Annotated in this window: 16 protein-coding genes; 9 read left to right on the forward strand and 7 right to left on the reverse strand. The window is 57.9% G+C overall.

All coding sequences use genetic code 11. From position 1 onward, the window contains the following. Positions 1-7: 7 nt before the first annotated feature. Genes B5G42_RS00425 through ptsP form a run of 3 tightly spaced genes read left to right on the forward strand, consistent with a single transcriptional unit; the run spans position 8 to position 3,999 of the window. Positions 8-1,927: a PTS fructose transporter subunit IIABC gene (locus tag B5G42_RS00425; protein WP_087265640.1), complete on the forward strand. Its 1,920-nt coding sequence runs from the start codon at positions 8-10 to the stop codon at positions 1,925-1,927. 55 nt (positions 1,928-1,982) lie between these two features. Continuing rightward, positions 1,983-2,246: an HPr family phosphocarrier protein gene (locus B5G42_RS00430; protein ID WP_087189431.1), complete on the forward strand. Its 264-nt coding sequence runs from the start codon at positions 1,983-1,985 to the stop codon at positions 2,244-2,246. 40 nt (positions 2,247-2,286) lie between these two features. Next, complete coding sequence (ptsP, locus tag B5G42_RS00435; protein WP_206406148.1) at positions 2,287-3,999, forward strand: phosphoenolpyruvate--protein phosphotransferase; 1,713 nt, start codon at positions 2,287-2,289, stop codon at positions 3,997-3,999. A 218-nt stretch (positions 4,000-4,217) separates the two neighbouring features. Here the strand turns inward: ptsP and deoC are convergent, their stop codons facing one another. From deoC to B5G42_RS18045, 3 genes are all read right to left on the reverse strand, one after another. Further along, entirely contained in the window at positions 4,218-4,883 is a 666-nt protein-coding gene (gene deoC / locus B5G42_RS00440; protein WP_087265642.1) for a deoxyribose-phosphate aldolase, read from the reverse strand. Positions 4,884-4,907: 24 nt separating this feature from the next. Then, complete coding sequence (locus B5G42_RS00445) at positions 4,908-6,035, reverse strand: DUF362 domain-containing protein (protein ID WP_087265644.1); 1,128 nt, start codon at positions 6,033-6,035, stop codon at positions 4,908-4,910. A gap of 313 nt (positions 6,036-6,348) precedes the next feature. Beyond that, entirely contained in the window at positions 6,349-6,507 is a 159-nt protein-coding gene (locus B5G42_RS18045; protein ID WP_162611021.1) for a hypothetical protein, read from the reverse strand. A 26-nt stretch (positions 6,508-6,533) separates the two neighbouring features. Here B5G42_RS18045 and B5G42_RS00450 point away from each other — a divergent pair, with 26 nt between their 5' ends. The 5 genes from B5G42_RS00450 (at position 6,534) to B5G42_RS00470 (ending at position 9,195) form a co-directional block, all read left to right on the forward strand. Beyond that, positions 6,534-6,764 (forward strand): hypothetical protein, encoded by a 231-nt coding sequence (locus B5G42_RS00450; RefSeq protein WP_242961078.1) that lies wholly within the window; start codon positions 6,534-6,536, stop codon positions 6,762-6,764. A 72-nt stretch (positions 6,765-6,836) separates the two neighbouring features. Further along, entirely contained in the window at positions 6,837-7,418 is a 582-nt protein-coding gene (locus B5G42_RS00455; protein WP_087189425.1) for an HD domain-containing protein, read from the forward strand. A 146-nt stretch (positions 7,419-7,564) separates the two neighbouring features. Next, positions 7,565-8,077 (forward strand): flavodoxin family protein, encoded by a 513-nt coding sequence (locus tag B5G42_RS00460; RefSeq protein WP_087265648.1) that lies wholly within the window; start codon positions 7,565-7,567, stop codon positions 8,075-8,077. Further along, positions 8,065-8,670 carry a hypothetical protein gene (locus tag B5G42_RS00465; protein WP_087265650.1) on the forward strand — a complete coding sequence of 202 codons (606 nt, stop codon included), beginning with the start codon at positions 8,065-8,067 and terminating at the stop codon, positions 8,668-8,670. The genes B5G42_RS00460 and B5G42_RS00465 overlap by 13 nt, the downstream gene beginning before the upstream one ends. Positions 8,671-8,718: 48 nt before the next feature. Then, entirely contained in the window at positions 8,719-9,195 is a 477-nt protein-coding gene (locus B5G42_RS00470) for a TspO/MBR family protein (RefSeq protein ID WP_087265653.1), read from the forward strand. 35 nt (positions 9,196-9,230) lie between these two features. Here B5G42_RS00470 and hcp read toward each other — a convergent pair whose 3' ends face one another. Further along, positions 9,231-10,868, reverse strand: coding sequence for a hydroxylamine reductase (hcp, locus tag B5G42_RS00475; protein WP_087265656.1), 1,638 nt, complete (start codon positions 10,866-10,868; stop codon positions 9,231-9,233). A gap of 104 nt (positions 10,869-10,972) precedes the next feature. Between hcp and B5G42_RS00480 the strand changes: the two genes are divergently transcribed. Continuing rightward, positions 10,973-11,644 carry a Crp/Fnr family transcriptional regulator gene (locus tag B5G42_RS00480; protein WP_087265658.1) on the forward strand — a complete coding sequence of 224 codons (672 nt, stop codon included), beginning with the start codon at positions 10,973-10,975 and terminating at the stop codon, positions 11,642-11,644. Between the two features lie 55 nt (positions 11,645-11,699). Here B5G42_RS00480 and B5G42_RS00485 read toward each other — a convergent pair whose 3' ends face one another. The 3 genes from B5G42_RS00485 to rpsB all read right to left on the reverse strand — a co-directional run bounded on the left by B5G42_RS00485 (position 11,700) and on the right by rpsB (position 14,044). Further along, on the reverse strand, positions 11,700-12,170 hold the full coding sequence (locus B5G42_RS00485; RefSeq protein WP_087189608.1) for a GNAT family N-acetyltransferase: 471 nt from the start codon (positions 12,168-12,170) through the stop codon (positions 11,700-11,702). Between the two features lie 153 nt (positions 12,171-12,323). Further along, the gene (tsf, locus tag B5G42_RS00490) at positions 12,324-13,238 is read right to left on the reverse strand and encodes a translation elongation factor Ts (protein WP_087265659.1); all 915 of its coding nucleotides are present in this window, start codon (positions 13,236-13,238) and stop codon (positions 12,324-12,326) included. Between the two features lie 80 nt (positions 13,239-13,318). Next, a complete protein-coding gene (gene rpsB, locus B5G42_RS00495; protein WP_087188242.1) occupies positions 13,319-14,044 on the reverse strand; it encodes a 30S ribosomal protein S2 in 726 nt (241 codons plus the stop codon). Positions 14,045-14,165 lie beyond the last annotated feature (121 nt).

A 14,165-nucleotide genomic window follows, 5' to 3' on the forward strand; every position in this document is an offset into this window, starting at 1 on the left:
CACTACCATGCGCATCATCGATCTGCTGAGCCCGGAAAAAATCGCACTGGGAGCGTCTGCCGCCGATAAGGAAGGCGCCATCGATCTGCTGGTGGACCTGCAAAGCAAAAGTGGCTGTCTCACCGATCGGGAGACCTATAAGCAGGCCATTCTGGCTCGTGAGTCCCAGACCAGCACCGCCATTGAGATGGGCATTGCCGTGCCCCACGCCAAAAGCGCCTGCGTCAAATCCCCCAGTCTGGCCGCCTGCATTCTGAAAGAAGGCGTGGATTACGGAGCCATGGACGGCCAGCCCTCCGACCTCTTCTTCATGATCGCCGCTCCCATGGACGGGGATCTGCATTTGGAGATTCTCTCCCATCTGATGGTGCTGCTGATGGATTTCAACTTTGTCAGCGAGCTGCGCGCCGCCTCTGACCCCAAAACCTTCATGGAAGTCATCGATAAATACGAAGCTGCCAAATTCCCTGAAGAGGTCCCCGCAGAAACCCCCGCCTCCGTTGTTGAAAACCCCGCAGCCGGTCCCCGCATCCTGGCTGTCACCGCCTGCCCCACCGGCATTGCCCACACCTATATGGCTGCCGAGGCTCTGGAGAAAAAGGGCAAAGAGATCGGTATCTCCGTCAAGGTGGAGACCCAGGGCTCCGGCGGCGCCAAAAACATTCTGACCCAGGCAGAGATCGACACCTGTGACGGCATCATCATTGCCGCCGACAAAGAGGTTGATCTGGCCCGCTTTAACGGTAAGCCCGTCCTGCGTGTACCCGTCTCCGATGGCATCCACAAGCCGGAGGAGCTGATCCGTCAGGCACCCAACGCCCCCATCTATCATCACGCCGGCCAGGTGGTTCAGGAGACCTCCAATGAAAGCCTTGGCCGCAAGCTGTACAAGCAGCTGATGAACGGCGTCAGCCATATGCTGCCTTTCGTGATCGGCGGCGGCATTCTCATCGCTCTGGCCTTCCTGCTGGACGACGCCTCCATTGACTACGCCAACTTCGGCACCAACACCCCCATTGCCGCATGGTTCAAAAACATCGGCGGCGTGGCCTTCAACTTCATGCTGCCCATTCTGGCCGGCTACATCGCCATGTCCATTGCCGACCGGCCCGGCCTGATGGTCGGCTTTGTAGGCGGCGCACTGGCCGTGTCCGGCGCTACCTTCGCCTCCCCCTCCGGCACTTCCGTCTCCGCAGGCTTCCTGGGCGCTCTCATTGCCGGTTTTGCCGGCGGCTACCTGATGCTGGGTATGCGGAAGGTCTGCGACAAGCTGCCCCGGGCATTGGAGGGCCTCAAGCCCATCCTGATCTACCCCGTGGTGGGACTTCTCATCATCGGCCTGTTTATGTGCCTCATCAATCCCATTGTGGGCGCCATCAACACCGCCCTGTACTCCGGTCTGGAGGCCATGGGCGAGGGCAGCAAGATCGTGCTCGGTATCGTACTGGCCGGTATGATGGCCGTGGATATGGGCGGTCCCTTCAATAAGGCCGCTTATGTGTTTGGCACCTCCACCCTGGCCACCATGGCCGCCGGACAGGGTTCTGATATCATGGCTGCCGTCATGATCGGCGGCATGGTGCCCCCCATCGCCATTGCTCTGGCCACCACCTTCTTCCGCAACCGTTTCACCGAGGATGAGCGCAAGTCCGGCGTGGTCAACTACATCATGGGCCTGTGCTTCATCACCGAGGGTGCCATTCCCTTCGCCGCCAGCGATCCTCTCCGTGTCCTGCCCGCCTGCATTGTGGGCTCCGGTGTGGCCGGCGCTCTGTCCATGGCCTTTGGCTGCGCCCTCCCCGCACCTCACGGCGGCATCTTCGTCTTCCCCGTCATGACCAATATCCTGGGCTATGTGGTCGCCCTTGTGGTTGGCTCTCTGGTCGGCATGATTCTGCTGGGCCTGCTCAAAAAGAAAAAGGCTTAACCAAATTATCACCTCATCCATCCCATTTGACTGAATACAGAAAGGAAGTATTACTATGGTTACCGCTAAGACTAAGATCGTCAATCCTCAGGGTATGCATATGCGTCCCGCTCAGCTCTTTGTCAATACCATGGCCAAGTACAAGAGCGACGTCACCATCGTTTTCAACGGCAAGAACATCAACGCCAAGAGCATCATGCATCTGATGGCCGCCTGCATCAAGCAGGGCAGCGAGATCGAGATCCAGTGCTGCGGCGAGCAGGAGGCCGACGCTCTGAAGGCCGCTGTGGAGCTGGTGGAATCCGGTCTGGGCGAGTGATCGCCCGGACCCCCGAACCGACAAACAGGAGGAGACCGCTATGATCTTACGGGGCATCGCCGCTTCGGACGGGATCGGCATCGGTAAGGCCGTCTGCGTCCGGGAGCAAAGTCTGGACTACTCCGCCGTGAAATACGGAGGCAAAGAGGTAGAGAAAGATCGGCTCCAGGCAGCTATCACCCAGTTTAACGAGAAGACCACCGCCATGGCGGAGCACATCCGGGCACAGGTGGGAGAAAAGGAATCCGAGATCCTCACCGGCCAGATCATGATGCTGAGCGACCCCTTTATGCAGAGCCAGATGGAGGAGGTCATTGATGCCGGCCAGTGCGCCGAGGGAGCGGTGGATCAGGTGTGCACCATGTACGCCGAGATGTTCGCCGGAGTGGACGATGAGCTCATGCGCCAGCGCGCCACCGATGTGCGGGACATCCGCAGCCGGATGCTGGCCATCCTGCTGGGGGTCACCGGCGTGGATGTGAGTCATCTGCCCGCAGGCAGTGTGCTGGTAGCCCATGATCTGACGCCCTCTATGACGGTGGGCCTGGACAAGGAGCACGTTGCAGCCATCCTCACCGAGGTGGGCGGTCGGACCAGCCACTCCGCCATCCTGGCCCGGGCCCTGGAGCTGCCCGCCGTACTCAGCGTGCCCCGGGTCATGGAGCAGCTGAAGGACGGCGACAACGTCATCGTGGACGGCAGCGAAGGGACCGCCATGGTCAACCCGGACCAGCGCACTCTGGCCGAGTATTTGGCCAAGCAGGAGGAGTTCCTCCGCAGAAAGGCCCTGCTGGCTGTCTACCGGGACCGGGAGACCGTGGATGCCGAGGGCAACCGTTACGCCCTGTACTCCAACATCGGCTCCCCCGCGGAGGCTGGCGCAGCCGCGGAAGCTGGCGCCGAGGGCATCGGCCTGTTCCGCACCGAGTTCCTGTTCATGGACCGGAACAGCGTGCCTACTGAAACTGAACAGTATGAGGCCTATTTGGCTGTCTCCCGCATCATGGCGGGCAAAGAGGTTATCATCCGCACCCTGGATGTAGGCGGCGACAAGGCGGTAGAGTACCTGGGGATGGCACACGAGGACAACCCCTTCCTGGGCCACCGGGCCATCCGCTACTGCCTGGACAACCCCGACCTGTACAAGGTCCAGCTTCGGGCCCTGCTGCGGGCAGGCGCTGAGGAAAAGAACATCAAGATTATGCTGCCCCTGGTCACCTCTCTGGAGGAGATCCGCGGCGCCCGGGCTCTGTTGGAGACCTGCAAGGCCGAGCTGGAAGCTGAGGGTCTGCCCTACCACAAGGACATCCCCCTGGGTATCATGGTGGAGACTCCCGCTGCCGCCCTCATCGCCGACCTGTTGGCACGGGAGTGCGACTTCTTCTCCATCGGTACCAATGACCTGACCCAGTACACCATGGCGGTGGATCGGGGCAATGCTCAGGTAGAAAATCTGTACACCACCTTCCATCCCGCTGTCCTCCGTTCCATCCGCAGCGTGATTACCGCGGCAAAAGAGGCTGGTATTCCGGTGGGTATGTGCGGCGAGGCTGCCGCCGATCCCCGGCTCATTCCCCTGCTCATGACCTGGGGACTGGATGAGTTTTCCGTCAGTTCCTCCGCTGTACTGGCCACCCGCGCCCAGATCCATCGCTGGCACGCTGCCCAGGCAGCCCAGGTAACCCAAGAGGCCATGAGCCTGTCCACCGCCTCCGGCGTGGAGGGTTATCTCCAGTCGGCAGTCAAAGACTAAACCTATCCTTTTTCCTTCTTCCTCATCAAACAGAGCGGCCCCCCGCAAAAGCCGGGGGCCGCTCTGTCAGGATTCAACCGCTTGGTTCAAAAGCGGTCGCCCTGGCGGATCGGATTTGACCAGTGTCACAGGTTTCCTGATTTTGTGAATACGCTCAAAAAGGCTTCCCCGCGCTGTCGTGCAGGGAAGCCTTTTTGTGTTCTGAACGCTTGACCAGCTCAGTAGCCCTGAGGGGTCTGGCCCTTTACCAGCTTGACGATGGCGGAAGTACCCAGGCGATCGGCGCCCAGGTTGATGAAGTCTTCAGCGTCCTGAAGGGTGCGGATACCTCCAGCAGCCTTGACGCGCACCTGGGGACCCACGTTGGCCTTGAAGAGGGCCACATCCTCCCGGGTAGCGCCGCCGGTAGAAAAACCGGTGGAGGTCTTGATATAGTCGGCCCCCGCCTCAGTGACGATCTGGCACATCTTGACCTTCTCTTCCTGGGTGAGCAGGCAGGCCTCCACGATGACCTTCAGGATACGCCCCTGGCAGGAGGCCTTGATCGACTTGATCTCCTCCAGCAGGTCATCCCACCGCTGGTCCTTGACCCAGCCGATATTGATGACCATATCAATCTCATCAGCGCCATTGCGGATAGCGTCCTCAGTCTCAAAAACCTTAACTGCGGTGGTGGAGTAGCCGTTGGGGAAACCAATGACGGTGCAGATCTTCAAATCGTTTCCCACATAGTCAGCTGCCTGCTTGACAAAAGAGGCAGGGATGCAGACGGAGGCACACTCATACTTCAGGCCATCGTCACACACGGCCTTGATCTGCCCCCAGGTAGACTCCTGCTTGAGCAGCGTGTGGTCACAGTGGGTCAGAATCTCCTTTACGTCCATGTCAAATCTTCCTTTCTTTGGGCGTTATTTTACCTCGATCAGCTCATAGGCACGGGTCCCCACACCGATCTTTTCACAGTGAGCCAGACAAACCTTCCAGTCAGTTTCCGGCATACTGTTGATAAAGTGGTCGTGGTGGTCGCAGAAGCCGGACCGGTGCATCTGTTCATCCAGTGCGGAGCCGGGGATGGGAGTCTGACGCAGGCAGGCATCGGCACAGGCCTGATCCAGCGCCACGGCATCGAAGGAAGCAAACATCCCCACGTCAGGCAGGATGGGCAGATCATTCTCGCTGTGGCAGTCACAGTAGGGGGACACATCGATGACCAGGCTGATATGGAACTGGGGACGGCCGTCCACCACTGCCTTAGCATATTCCGCCATACGGCAGCTCAGCTCCTCCATGGCGGCGTCGTAGCCCGCGTGGATGGCGTCGGCGTTGCACACTGCGATGCAGCGACCGCAGCCCACACACTTATTCTGATCAATGGAAGCCTTCCGGTCCTCCCCGTAGGAGATGGCATCATGGGCACACTGGGCGGAACACTTCCGGCAGCCTACGCAGTGCTTCTGATTGACCACCGGCTTACCCTGAGCGTGCTGCTCCATCTTGCCCCGGCGGGAACCGCAGCCCATGCCCAGGTTCTTAATGGCACCGCCAAAGCCGGTCTGCTCATGACCCTTGAAGTGGGACAGAGAAATGATCACGTCAGCCTCCATAATGGCCTTGCCGATCTTGGCCGTGGTGATGTGCTCCGCGCCCTCCACAGGCACCTCCACATCATCGTTACCACGCAGGCCGTCGCCGATAATAACCTGACAGCCGGTAGACAGCGGAGAGAAACCATTCTCAAAAGCGGCATCCAGATGCTCCAGGGCATTCTTCCGCCGGCCGGGATACAGGGTGTTGCAGTCGGTCAGGAAGGGCACGCCGCCCAGACTCTTTACCACATCCGCAACCACTTTCGCGTAGTTGGGCCGCAGAAAGGCCAGATTGCCCGGCTCTCCGAAGTGCATCTTGATAGCTACCAGCTTATGGTCAAAATCGATCTCGCCGATCCCGGCAGTGCGGATCAGCTTCTCCAACTTATTCAGCAGGTTTTTCCCAGGCTGACAGCGCAGGTCAGAGTAGTATACCTTTGCCTGTTCCATAGGTGTAACATTCCTCCCGGTTTACACTGTAATGTTTATTCAACTTATTTTATACCGGTTTTCCAGGAACCGCAAGTGCTTTTCTTGTGCACCCCCTTTTAGCCTCCCCGCTTTGAAAGGCCCTCTCCACTTTCTTTCATCTGCGCCTTATTTTTGCATTATGTTACCGAAAACCAGGCAGTTTCCTTTTTCTTCTTTTCCCCATTGTGGAAATCTCTGTGGATATGTGGACAAATTCATCCACAAATCAGACATCTCCATTCTGGCCCTCATATTTCCGCCTCTCATGCATTTAATTATGTAAACTATCATTCTATTTTGATTGCCTTTTCAGAGTGTCGTTTTTTCCAGGTTTGCCGCAAATATCAGCACCCATTTTCCGCCTTTTTTCATTCATCTTTTTTCCTGGCCAAATCGACGAACCTATTCTTGCAGCAACTCCTTCATTTTTCCACCTATAGAGCAGCTTCATACCGCACATCCTAACTTCGGGGTGATATGATGAGAGCATATTACAGGGATCTTTATGTCCTGTTTCGCCACAATTCCAGAGCGCAGGAATACTTTGACCACCTGCCCGCTCATGTACAGGACCGCATCAGCGCTCAATACCGCCAGATTGACTCCATGGACCAGCTGGAGCGCTTTGCTGCCCGTTACCACGCGCCCCTCTTTCCTCTGGAGGGTATCGGCGGGCAAACCTTTCTTCCTCCGCCGGTGCAGCCATAGATCTGCACATTGCTTTGCATCGGGCGTTCTTCTGTGCTATAATGTGACAAAGCACAAAAGGAGGCCGTTATCATGGAATTGACCCGCGCGCAGGCCCTGGACCTGCTGAAAACATACAATAAGGAACCCTTCCATCTCCGTCACGCCTTTACCGTAGAGGCTGTCATGGGCTGGTTTGCCCGTCAGCTGGGCTATGAGACGGAAGCTGACTTCTGGGCCACAGCAGGACTCCTCCACGATCTGGACTTTGAGCAGTATCCCGACGAGCACTGCGTCAAGGTCCGGGAGATCATGGAGGAGCAAGGCCTGGACCCCGCCCTCATCCACGCGGTGGTCAGCCACGGCTGGGGTATGACCGAGGGCAACGCAGAGCCGGAGCACCAGATGGAGAAGGTTCTCTTTGCTGTCGACGAGCTCACCGGCCTGATCGGGGCTGCCGCCCTCATGCGTCCCTCCAAGAGCGTGCAGGATATGGAGTTATCCAGTCTGAAAAAGAAGTACAAGGACAAACGCTTTGCCGCCGGCTGCTCCCGGGAAACCATCGCCCAGGGCGCCCAACTGCTGGGCTGGGAACTGAACGACCTGCTGGAGCGCACCCTTCAGGCCATGAAGGACTGTGAGGCCTCCATTGAGGCCCAGTGCGCCGACCTTTGAGCTCACTGATCTAAGGACCTGCTGCCCCTCCCGACAGCAGGTCCTTCTTTTTTCTTTATTCATATTATTTTACTAGGTTTTCCGCCTCATCTATGATATACTGTTAGCTGTTGTATACCCACAGAAAAAAGGAGCGTAGCATACCCATGGACCTGATATTGACAGACTGCCCCCTCTCTTCCTTGCCCGCAGGTAGTGATTTACGGCTGGTCAACGTGGCGAAACAGGCGATTGCTCCCTGCGTTGGCTGCTTCGGCTGCTGGATCAAGACGCCAGGACGCTGCGTCATTCGGGATGACGCCCCGTCCATCTACCCGGATATTGCCCGCTGTGACCGACTGCTGGTGGTCGGTCATCTGTTTCTGGGCTGCTATGATCTGCCCATGAAGCGGCTGATGGAGCGTTCCCTCCCCAATCAACAGGCCTTTATCCGCCTTCACCACGGAGAAAGTCACCACGTCCAGCGTGCCGTGAAGCCAAAAGAACTGACGGTGGTGGCCTACGGAGCTCAGGATAAGGAGGAGCAGGCCGTGTTCGATCGCTGGTTGGCCCGCAATGCTCTGAACACGCTTGCAGAGCACTACACCATTCACTTTGCAGATTCCCAGGCCCAGGCGGAAGAGCTGGCCGGAAAGGTGGTACAGACATGGGCAAACTGATGATTATCAACGGCAGCCCCCGGGCCCCTAAATCCAACTCCAAGCAATACATTCAGGCCTTTTTGTCCGCCTGGTCCGGCTCATATGAACAGTACAGCGTACTCCAGCGGCAGCACACCGCCTGCCTGGAACAGTTGAGGGAATGCTCCGACCTGCTGCTGGTTTTTCCCCTCTATACCGATGGCCTACCTTCCGGTCTGATGGAATTTTTGAAGGCCATGCTGGAGCAGCCTACCGCCCCCCTTACCGTCCATGTGATCATTAACTGCGGCTTTCGGGAGCCCCATCAGAACGATGTGGCGATAGACATGATCCGGCTCTTCTGTAAACGGGGCGGGCATAAGCTGGGAAGTGTTCTGCGGATGGGCTGCGGCGAGGCCTTCCCAACCACTCCGTTTATGGGGATGGCTCGTCGAAAGATCCAAAAGCTGGCCCGATCCATTCAAAAAGGCCGCTCTGTTCAGCTTTCCATCACCATGCCGTTGACAAAGGGATTGTTCCTGCGGGCCGCCAACCGGTACTGGCTGAGCCGGGGCGCGCAATTCGGGAACTCCCAGACCCAGATGGCCACCATGGACATCGAAGGCCCGTAAGGTATAATGGGGCGCGGCCCTGTATATACTGACTCCAGGTGATACGATATGAAACAAGTTCCCTGGAAAATCTATGCCCTGTTTATCCTCATCACGGAGGGAATAGGCTTTCTCTCTGGCTGGCTCACCCGGGACGGAGCTCAGGCCTACAGTCAGTCCATTATACAGCCGCCCCTGTCCCCGCCTGCCATCGTCTTTCCCATTGTCTGGGGCATTCTCTTTGCCCTGATGGCCATCGCCGCCGCCCGGATCTGGCTCTCGCCGCCGTCGGACCTCCGAACCCGGGGACTGGCGCTCTATGTCGTACAGCTGGCCTTCAATTTTTTCTGGAGTATCCTGTTCTTCAATCTCCAGGCCTTCGGCTTTGCCCTCATTTGGCTGGTGGTGCTATGGGCGCTGATCCTTTGGATGTTCCTCACCTTCCGCAAGATTGACCCCATTGCCGCCTGGCTGCTGCTCCCCTACCTGCTGTGGGTGAGTTTTGCCGCCTACCTCAACTTGGGTGTTTGGTATCTCAATCGATAAAAAATCCGGCAGGCATAGCCTGCCGGATTTTCTATTCAGTTCTCCCCAAAAAACAGCTTCATATCCTCTTCCACGGTACCGATGCTGGCGATACCAAAGTTGTCCACCAGCACCTTGGCCACATTGGAGCTGAGGAAGGCGGGCAGCGTGGGCCCCAGGTGGATGTTTTTCACCCCCAGGTACAGCAACGCCAACAGCACAATGACCGCCTTCTGCTCATACCAGGCGATGTTGTACACGATGGGCAGGTCGTTGATGTCGTCCAGCCCAAAGACCTCCTTCAGCTTCAGGGCAATGACCGCCAGAGAGTAAGAGTCGTTGCACTGGCCCGCGTCCAGCACCCGGGGAATTCCACCGATGTCCCCCAGGTCCAGCTTGTTGTACTTGTACTTGGCGCAGCCGGCAGTGAGGATCACCGTGTCCCGAGGCAGGGCCTTGGCAAACTCGGTGTAGTAGTTCCGGCTCTTGGCCCGACCGTCACAGCCTGCCATCACCACAAACTTTTTGATGGCGCCGCTCTTAACAGCCTCCACTACCTGGTCGGCCAGGGCCAGCACCTGAGCATGGGCAAAGCCGCCCACGATCTCGCCGGTCTCGATCTCCTCAGGGGGAGCGCATTTCTTTGCGTGCTCGATGAGGGCGGAGAAGTCCTTCTTCTCCCCTACACCGCCGGTGATGTGCTTGCAGCCGGGGAATCCGGTGGCTCCGGTGGTATACAGCCGGTCCTTGTAGCTCTCCTTGGGCGGCACGATGCAGTTGGTGGTCATGAGGATGGGGCCATGGAAGGACTCAAACTCCTCCTTCTGCTTCCACCAGGCATTGCCGTAGTTGCCCACAAAGTTGGAATATTTCTTGAAGGCGGGGTAGTAATGGGCAGGCAGCATCTCCGAGTGGGTATACACATCCACGCCGGTGCCCTGGGTCTGCTCCAGCAACTGCTCCAGGTCTTTCAGATCGTGGCCGGATACCAGAATACCCGGATTCTTGCCCACGCCGATGTTGACCCTGGTAATCTCCGGATTGCCGTAGGCCCCAGTGTTAGCCTTATCCAGCAGGGCCATGCCCTGAACGCCGTATTTGCCGGTCTCCAGAGTCAGGGCCACCAGGTCGTCGGCGGTGAGGCCGTCATCCATGGTAGCCGCCAGAGCCCGCTGAAGGAAGGCGTCCACCTCGTCATCGTCCTGCATCAGCGCATTGGCGTGTTTGGAGTAGGCGGACAAGCCTTTGAGGCCGTAGGTAATGAGCTCCCGCAGAGAGCGAATGTCCTCATTTTCAGTAGACAGTACTCCCACCTGGGCAGCCTTGACCGTCCAATCCCCGGAGCCGTCCCACAGGGCGGCCTCAGGCAGGCTCTCCCGTTCCTTTACCCGGGCCAGCAAATCCGTCTTGGCCTCAAGGGTGGCACGGATGCGGGCCTCAATGGCCTCTTTATCAAAATTAGCATTGGTGATGGTGGTAAACAAATTCAAGGTGATGAGGTGATTGACCGACCGCTCCACCGGCAGGCCCTGCGCCCGCAGGGCGGTGGTCACCGCGGACAACCCCTTTGTCACATAGACCAGCAGATCCTGCATAGCCGCCACATCGGCGGTCTTGCCGCAAACACCCACCCGGGTGCAGCCGGTGCAGCCGGCGGTCTCCTGGCACTGATAGCAAAACATATTGTGTTCCATTGATAAGCCCTCCTGGTTTTGCACGGCCCGCTTGCCGTTGTGGGCTTAGTATAGTATAATATTATCAACAAGTCTGTTGTTAAAACAACACTCAGGAGGGAAATATGAAGGGAACCTTGCTGGCCAACACCGCCCTGTTCCGGGGAACATCTCCCCAGGAGGCGGAGGCCATGCTGAACTGCCTCGGCGCAATGGAGCGAGGATATGCCAAGGGGGAGCAGATCTACCATAGCGGAGATTATGTCACTGATCTGGGCATGGTACTCTCTGGCAGCATACTGATCCAGACCGACGACCTGTGGGGCAACACCACTGTATTGGACAAAATTGGCCCTGGACAGATTTTTGCCGAAACCTATGCCTGTGTACCGGGAGAACCTCTGATGGTGGATGTAGTGGCAGCAGAGGAGAGCCAGGTACTCTTCCTCAATGTTGAACGAGTGTTACAAGTATGCCCCCATACCTGCGCCCACCACAGCAAGCTGATCCGAAACCTGCTCCTTTTGTCCGCCCAGAAAAATCTGAATTTGTCCCGGAAGATCTTCCACACCGCTTCCAAAACCATCCGGGGGCGACTGCTCTCCTATCTGTCCTACCAGGCCCGCCGGAGCGGCAGCCCCAGTTTTACCATTCCCTTCAACCGTCAGCAGCTGGCCGACTATCTGAACGTGGAGCGCAGCGCTCTGTCCAACGAGTTGAGCAAAATGCAGCGGGACGGGCTGCTGGTGGTGGAGAGAAACCGCTTTACCCTCACCTCCGATTTGTCTCATCTCTGAAACAACAACGGGCCCGCCGCAAATGCGGCAGGCCCGTTTCATGTGGTTTTTAGTTTCACAGATCGTAACGGTATACCTTTTCCGTGGCGCCTTCACCCACCGGGATACGGTCCACGAACTTCCAGCCGATCTTCTCGTAGTAGTTCTCCAACTTGGTAATAAGATAAAGGCAGGGGTAACGTTTGAGCGCTCTAACAGCCTCAATGCTGGCCGCCTGGAGCCGCTGTCCGATGTGGAGATTGCGGTACTCATCCTTCACATACAGAGTCGCCATCCAGGGCGACAGGTCCTGTCTGGTTTTGGCGTCATTGAGCCACAGGGACACCACACCCACCGGCTTGTCTCCCATGACTGCCACCAACATCTGGGGCACCGTGTCCCGCTGGGAAGCATACTTTGTGCGATAAACGATCTCATCCAGAGAATACCCGTCGGCCTTGGCCCACTCCAGCCACAGCCATTGGGAAACCTCCTCCATATACTCCGGTACATCGGCCAGATTCAGGATCTTGATCTCTTCCTGCATGACAGCCCTCCTATTTGCACTTTGCCTGTTGGAACGCCTTCATTATAGGGGCTTTTCCTGTCTGCGTCAAGGGCAGGCGGGTACAGGAGAACTTCATCAGCACGGAAAAGCGCCGGACACTTGCGTGCCCGGCGCTTCGTTTCTCTGATGCAATTACTTGCCCAGCTGCTTGGCGATCTCCTCAGCGAAGTTCTCCTGCTTCTTCTCGATGCCCTCGCCCTTCTCAAAGCGAACAGCGTTCTTGAAGGTCACAGCGCCGCCCAGAGCCTTGGCAGCGGAAGCGATATACTGCTCCACGGTCATGGAGTTGTCCTTCACGAACTCCTGCTGCAGCAGGCAGTTCTCCTTATAGAACTTGCCCAGCTTGCCGGCCACGATGCCCTCCTTCACCTTCTCAGGCTTGGAAGCCATCTTGGGATCGTTCTCCATCTGGACCAGCAGGATCTTCTTCTCCTCGTCCAGAGTGGCCTGATCCACCTGGCTCTTATCCCAGAAGCGGGGATTCAGAGCGGCGATCTGCATGGCCACGTCCTTACCAACGGTCTCAACCTGCTCGGCGGACAGGCTGGTCTCCAGGTTCACCAGCACGCCGATCTTGCCGCCGGCATGGACATAGGGCACGGAGATACCATCGGTGAAGAAGGCAAAGCGGCGGACCTTGATGTTCTCGCCGATGACCAGCACCATCTCCTGCTGCTCCTCCTGCACGGTGCGGCCGTTGCCATAGGGCAGAGCCATCAGAGCGTCCAGGTCAGCGGGCTTGTTGGCGGCCACAACAGCGGCAACACCCTTCACGAAGTCGACGAACTTCTCGTTCTTGCCCACGAAGTCGGTCTCGGCGTTAACCTCGACCACCACGCCGATGCCGTCCACCACGGTAGCGTAAGCCATACCCTCGGCGGCGATGCGGCCAGCCTTCTTCTGAGAAGCAGCCAGACCCTTCTCGCGCAGGATCTCAACAGCCTTATCCATGTTGCCCTCGGCCTCGGTGAGGGCCTTCTTGCAGTCCATCATGCCCACGCCGGTCATCTCGCGCAGGGCCTGTACGTCTTTTGCAGTGATTGCCATGATCACATTACCTCCATCTCAATTATAAAAAGGAGCGCCCGCCCGCGCGGGCGGGCGCTCCTGTCCTTTGTTTGGGTAAATTACTCAGCGGCCTCGGTCTTCTCGGTCTCCTCAGCGGCGTCCTGGCCCTGCTTGCCCTCCTGGATGGCGTTGGCCATCACACCGGAGATCAGCTTGATGGCGCGGATGGCGTCATCGTTGCCGGGGATCACATAGTCGATCTCGTCGGGATCGCAGTTGGTGTCCACGATAGCCACGATGGGGATGTTCAGCTTGCGGGCCTCGTTGATGGCGTTGCGCTCCTTGCGGGGGTCAACCACGAACAGAGCACCGGGGAGCTTCTTCATCTCCACGACGCCGCCCAGGTACTTCTCCAGCTTGGCGATCTCGCCCAGGTGCTTCATGACTTCCTTCTTGGGGAGCATATCGAAGGTGCCGTCCTCCTGCATCTTCTTCAGCTGGTTCAGACGCTCCACGCGGCCGCGCATGGTCTTGAAGTTGGTGAGCATACCGCCCAGCCAACGGGCATTGACATAGTACATACCAACGCGCTCAGCCTCTTCCTTGATAGCCTCCTGAGCCTGCTTCTTGGTGCCCACGAACAGCAGGGTCTGGCCGGACTCGCCCAGAGAACGGACGAAGTTATAGGCCTCCTCCAGCTTCTTCACGGTCTTCTGCAGGTCGATGATATAGATGCCGTTGCGCTCGGTGTAGATATAGGTGGCCATCTTGGGGTTCCAGCGACGGGTCTGGTGACCGAAGTGAACGCCCGCCTCGAGAAGCTGCTTCATAGATACGACTGCCATGGTAAAAATTCCTCCTTTAATTGTTGATTCCTCCACCCGGTTCATTCGGAGCCGGCCAACCTCCAAGCGGAAGCACCTGGCCCCCCGTCCGCGGGTGTGCGTAATCATGCCCGAATATAAT

This window comes from Flavonifractor sp. An91 (genome assembly GCF_002159225.1).
Lineage (GTDB): Bacteria > Bacillota > Clostridia > Oscillospirales > Oscillospiraceae > Flavonifractor > Flavonifractor avicola.

Coding starts and splice junctions, on each gene's coding strand:
- rpsB (WP_087188242.1), bottom strand. CDS start 14,044: ATGGCAGTCGTATCTATGAAGCAGCTTCTCGAGGCGGGCGTTCACTTC.
- hcp (WP_087265656.1), bottom strand. CDS start 10,868: ATGGAACACAATATGTTTTGCTATCAGTGCCAGGAGACCGCCGGCTGC.
- deoC (WP_087265642.1), bottom strand. CDS start 4,883: ATGGACGTAAAGGAGATTCTGACCCACTGTGACCACACGCTGCTCAAG.
- B5G42_RS00470 (WP_087265653.1), top strand. CDS start 8,719: ATGAAACAAGTTCCCTGGAAAATCTATGCCCTGTTTATCCTCATCACG.
- B5G42_RS00460 (WP_087265648.1), top strand. CDS start 7,565: ATGGACCTGATATTGACAGACTGCCCCCTCTCTTCCTTGCCCGCAGGT.
- B5G42_RS00480 (WP_087265658.1), top strand. CDS start 10,973: ATGAAGGGAACCTTGCTGGCCAACACCGCCCTGTTCCGGGGAACATCT.
- B5G42_RS00465 (WP_087265650.1), top strand. CDS start 8,065: ATGGGCAAACTGATGATTATCAACGGCAGCCCCCGGGCCCCTAAATCC.
- B5G42_RS00430 (WP_087189431.1), top strand. CDS start 1,983: ATGGTTACCGCTAAGACTAAGATCGTCAATCCTCAGGGTATGCATATG.
- B5G42_RS18045 (WP_162611021.1), bottom strand. CDS start 6,507: ATGAAGCTGCTCTATAGGTGGAAAAATGAAGGAGTTGCTGCAAGAATA.
- ptsP (WP_206406148.1), top strand. CDS start 2,287: ATGATCTTACGGGGCATCGCCGCTTCGGACGGGATCGGCATCGGTAAG.
- tsf (WP_087265659.1), bottom strand. CDS start 13,238: ATGGCAATCACTGCAAAAGACGTACAGGCCCTGCGCGAGATGACCGGC.
- B5G42_RS00485 (WP_087189608.1), bottom strand. CDS start 12,170: ATGCAGGAAGAGATCAAGATCCTGAATCTGGCCGATGTACCGGAGTAT.
- B5G42_RS00450 (WP_242961078.1), top strand. CDS start 6,534: ATGATGAGAGCATATTACAGGGATCTTTATGTCCTGTTTCGCCACAAT.
- B5G42_RS00445 (WP_087265644.1), bottom strand. CDS start 6,035: ATGGAACAGGCAAAGGTATACTACTCTGACCTGCGCTGTCAGCCTGGG.
- B5G42_RS00425 (WP_087265640.1), top strand. CDS start 8: ATGCGCATCATCGATCTGCTGAGCCCGGAAAAAATCGCACTGGGAGCG.
- B5G42_RS00455 (WP_087189425.1), top strand. CDS start 6,837: ATGGAATTGACCCGCGCGCAGGCCCTGGACCTGCTGAAAACATACAAT.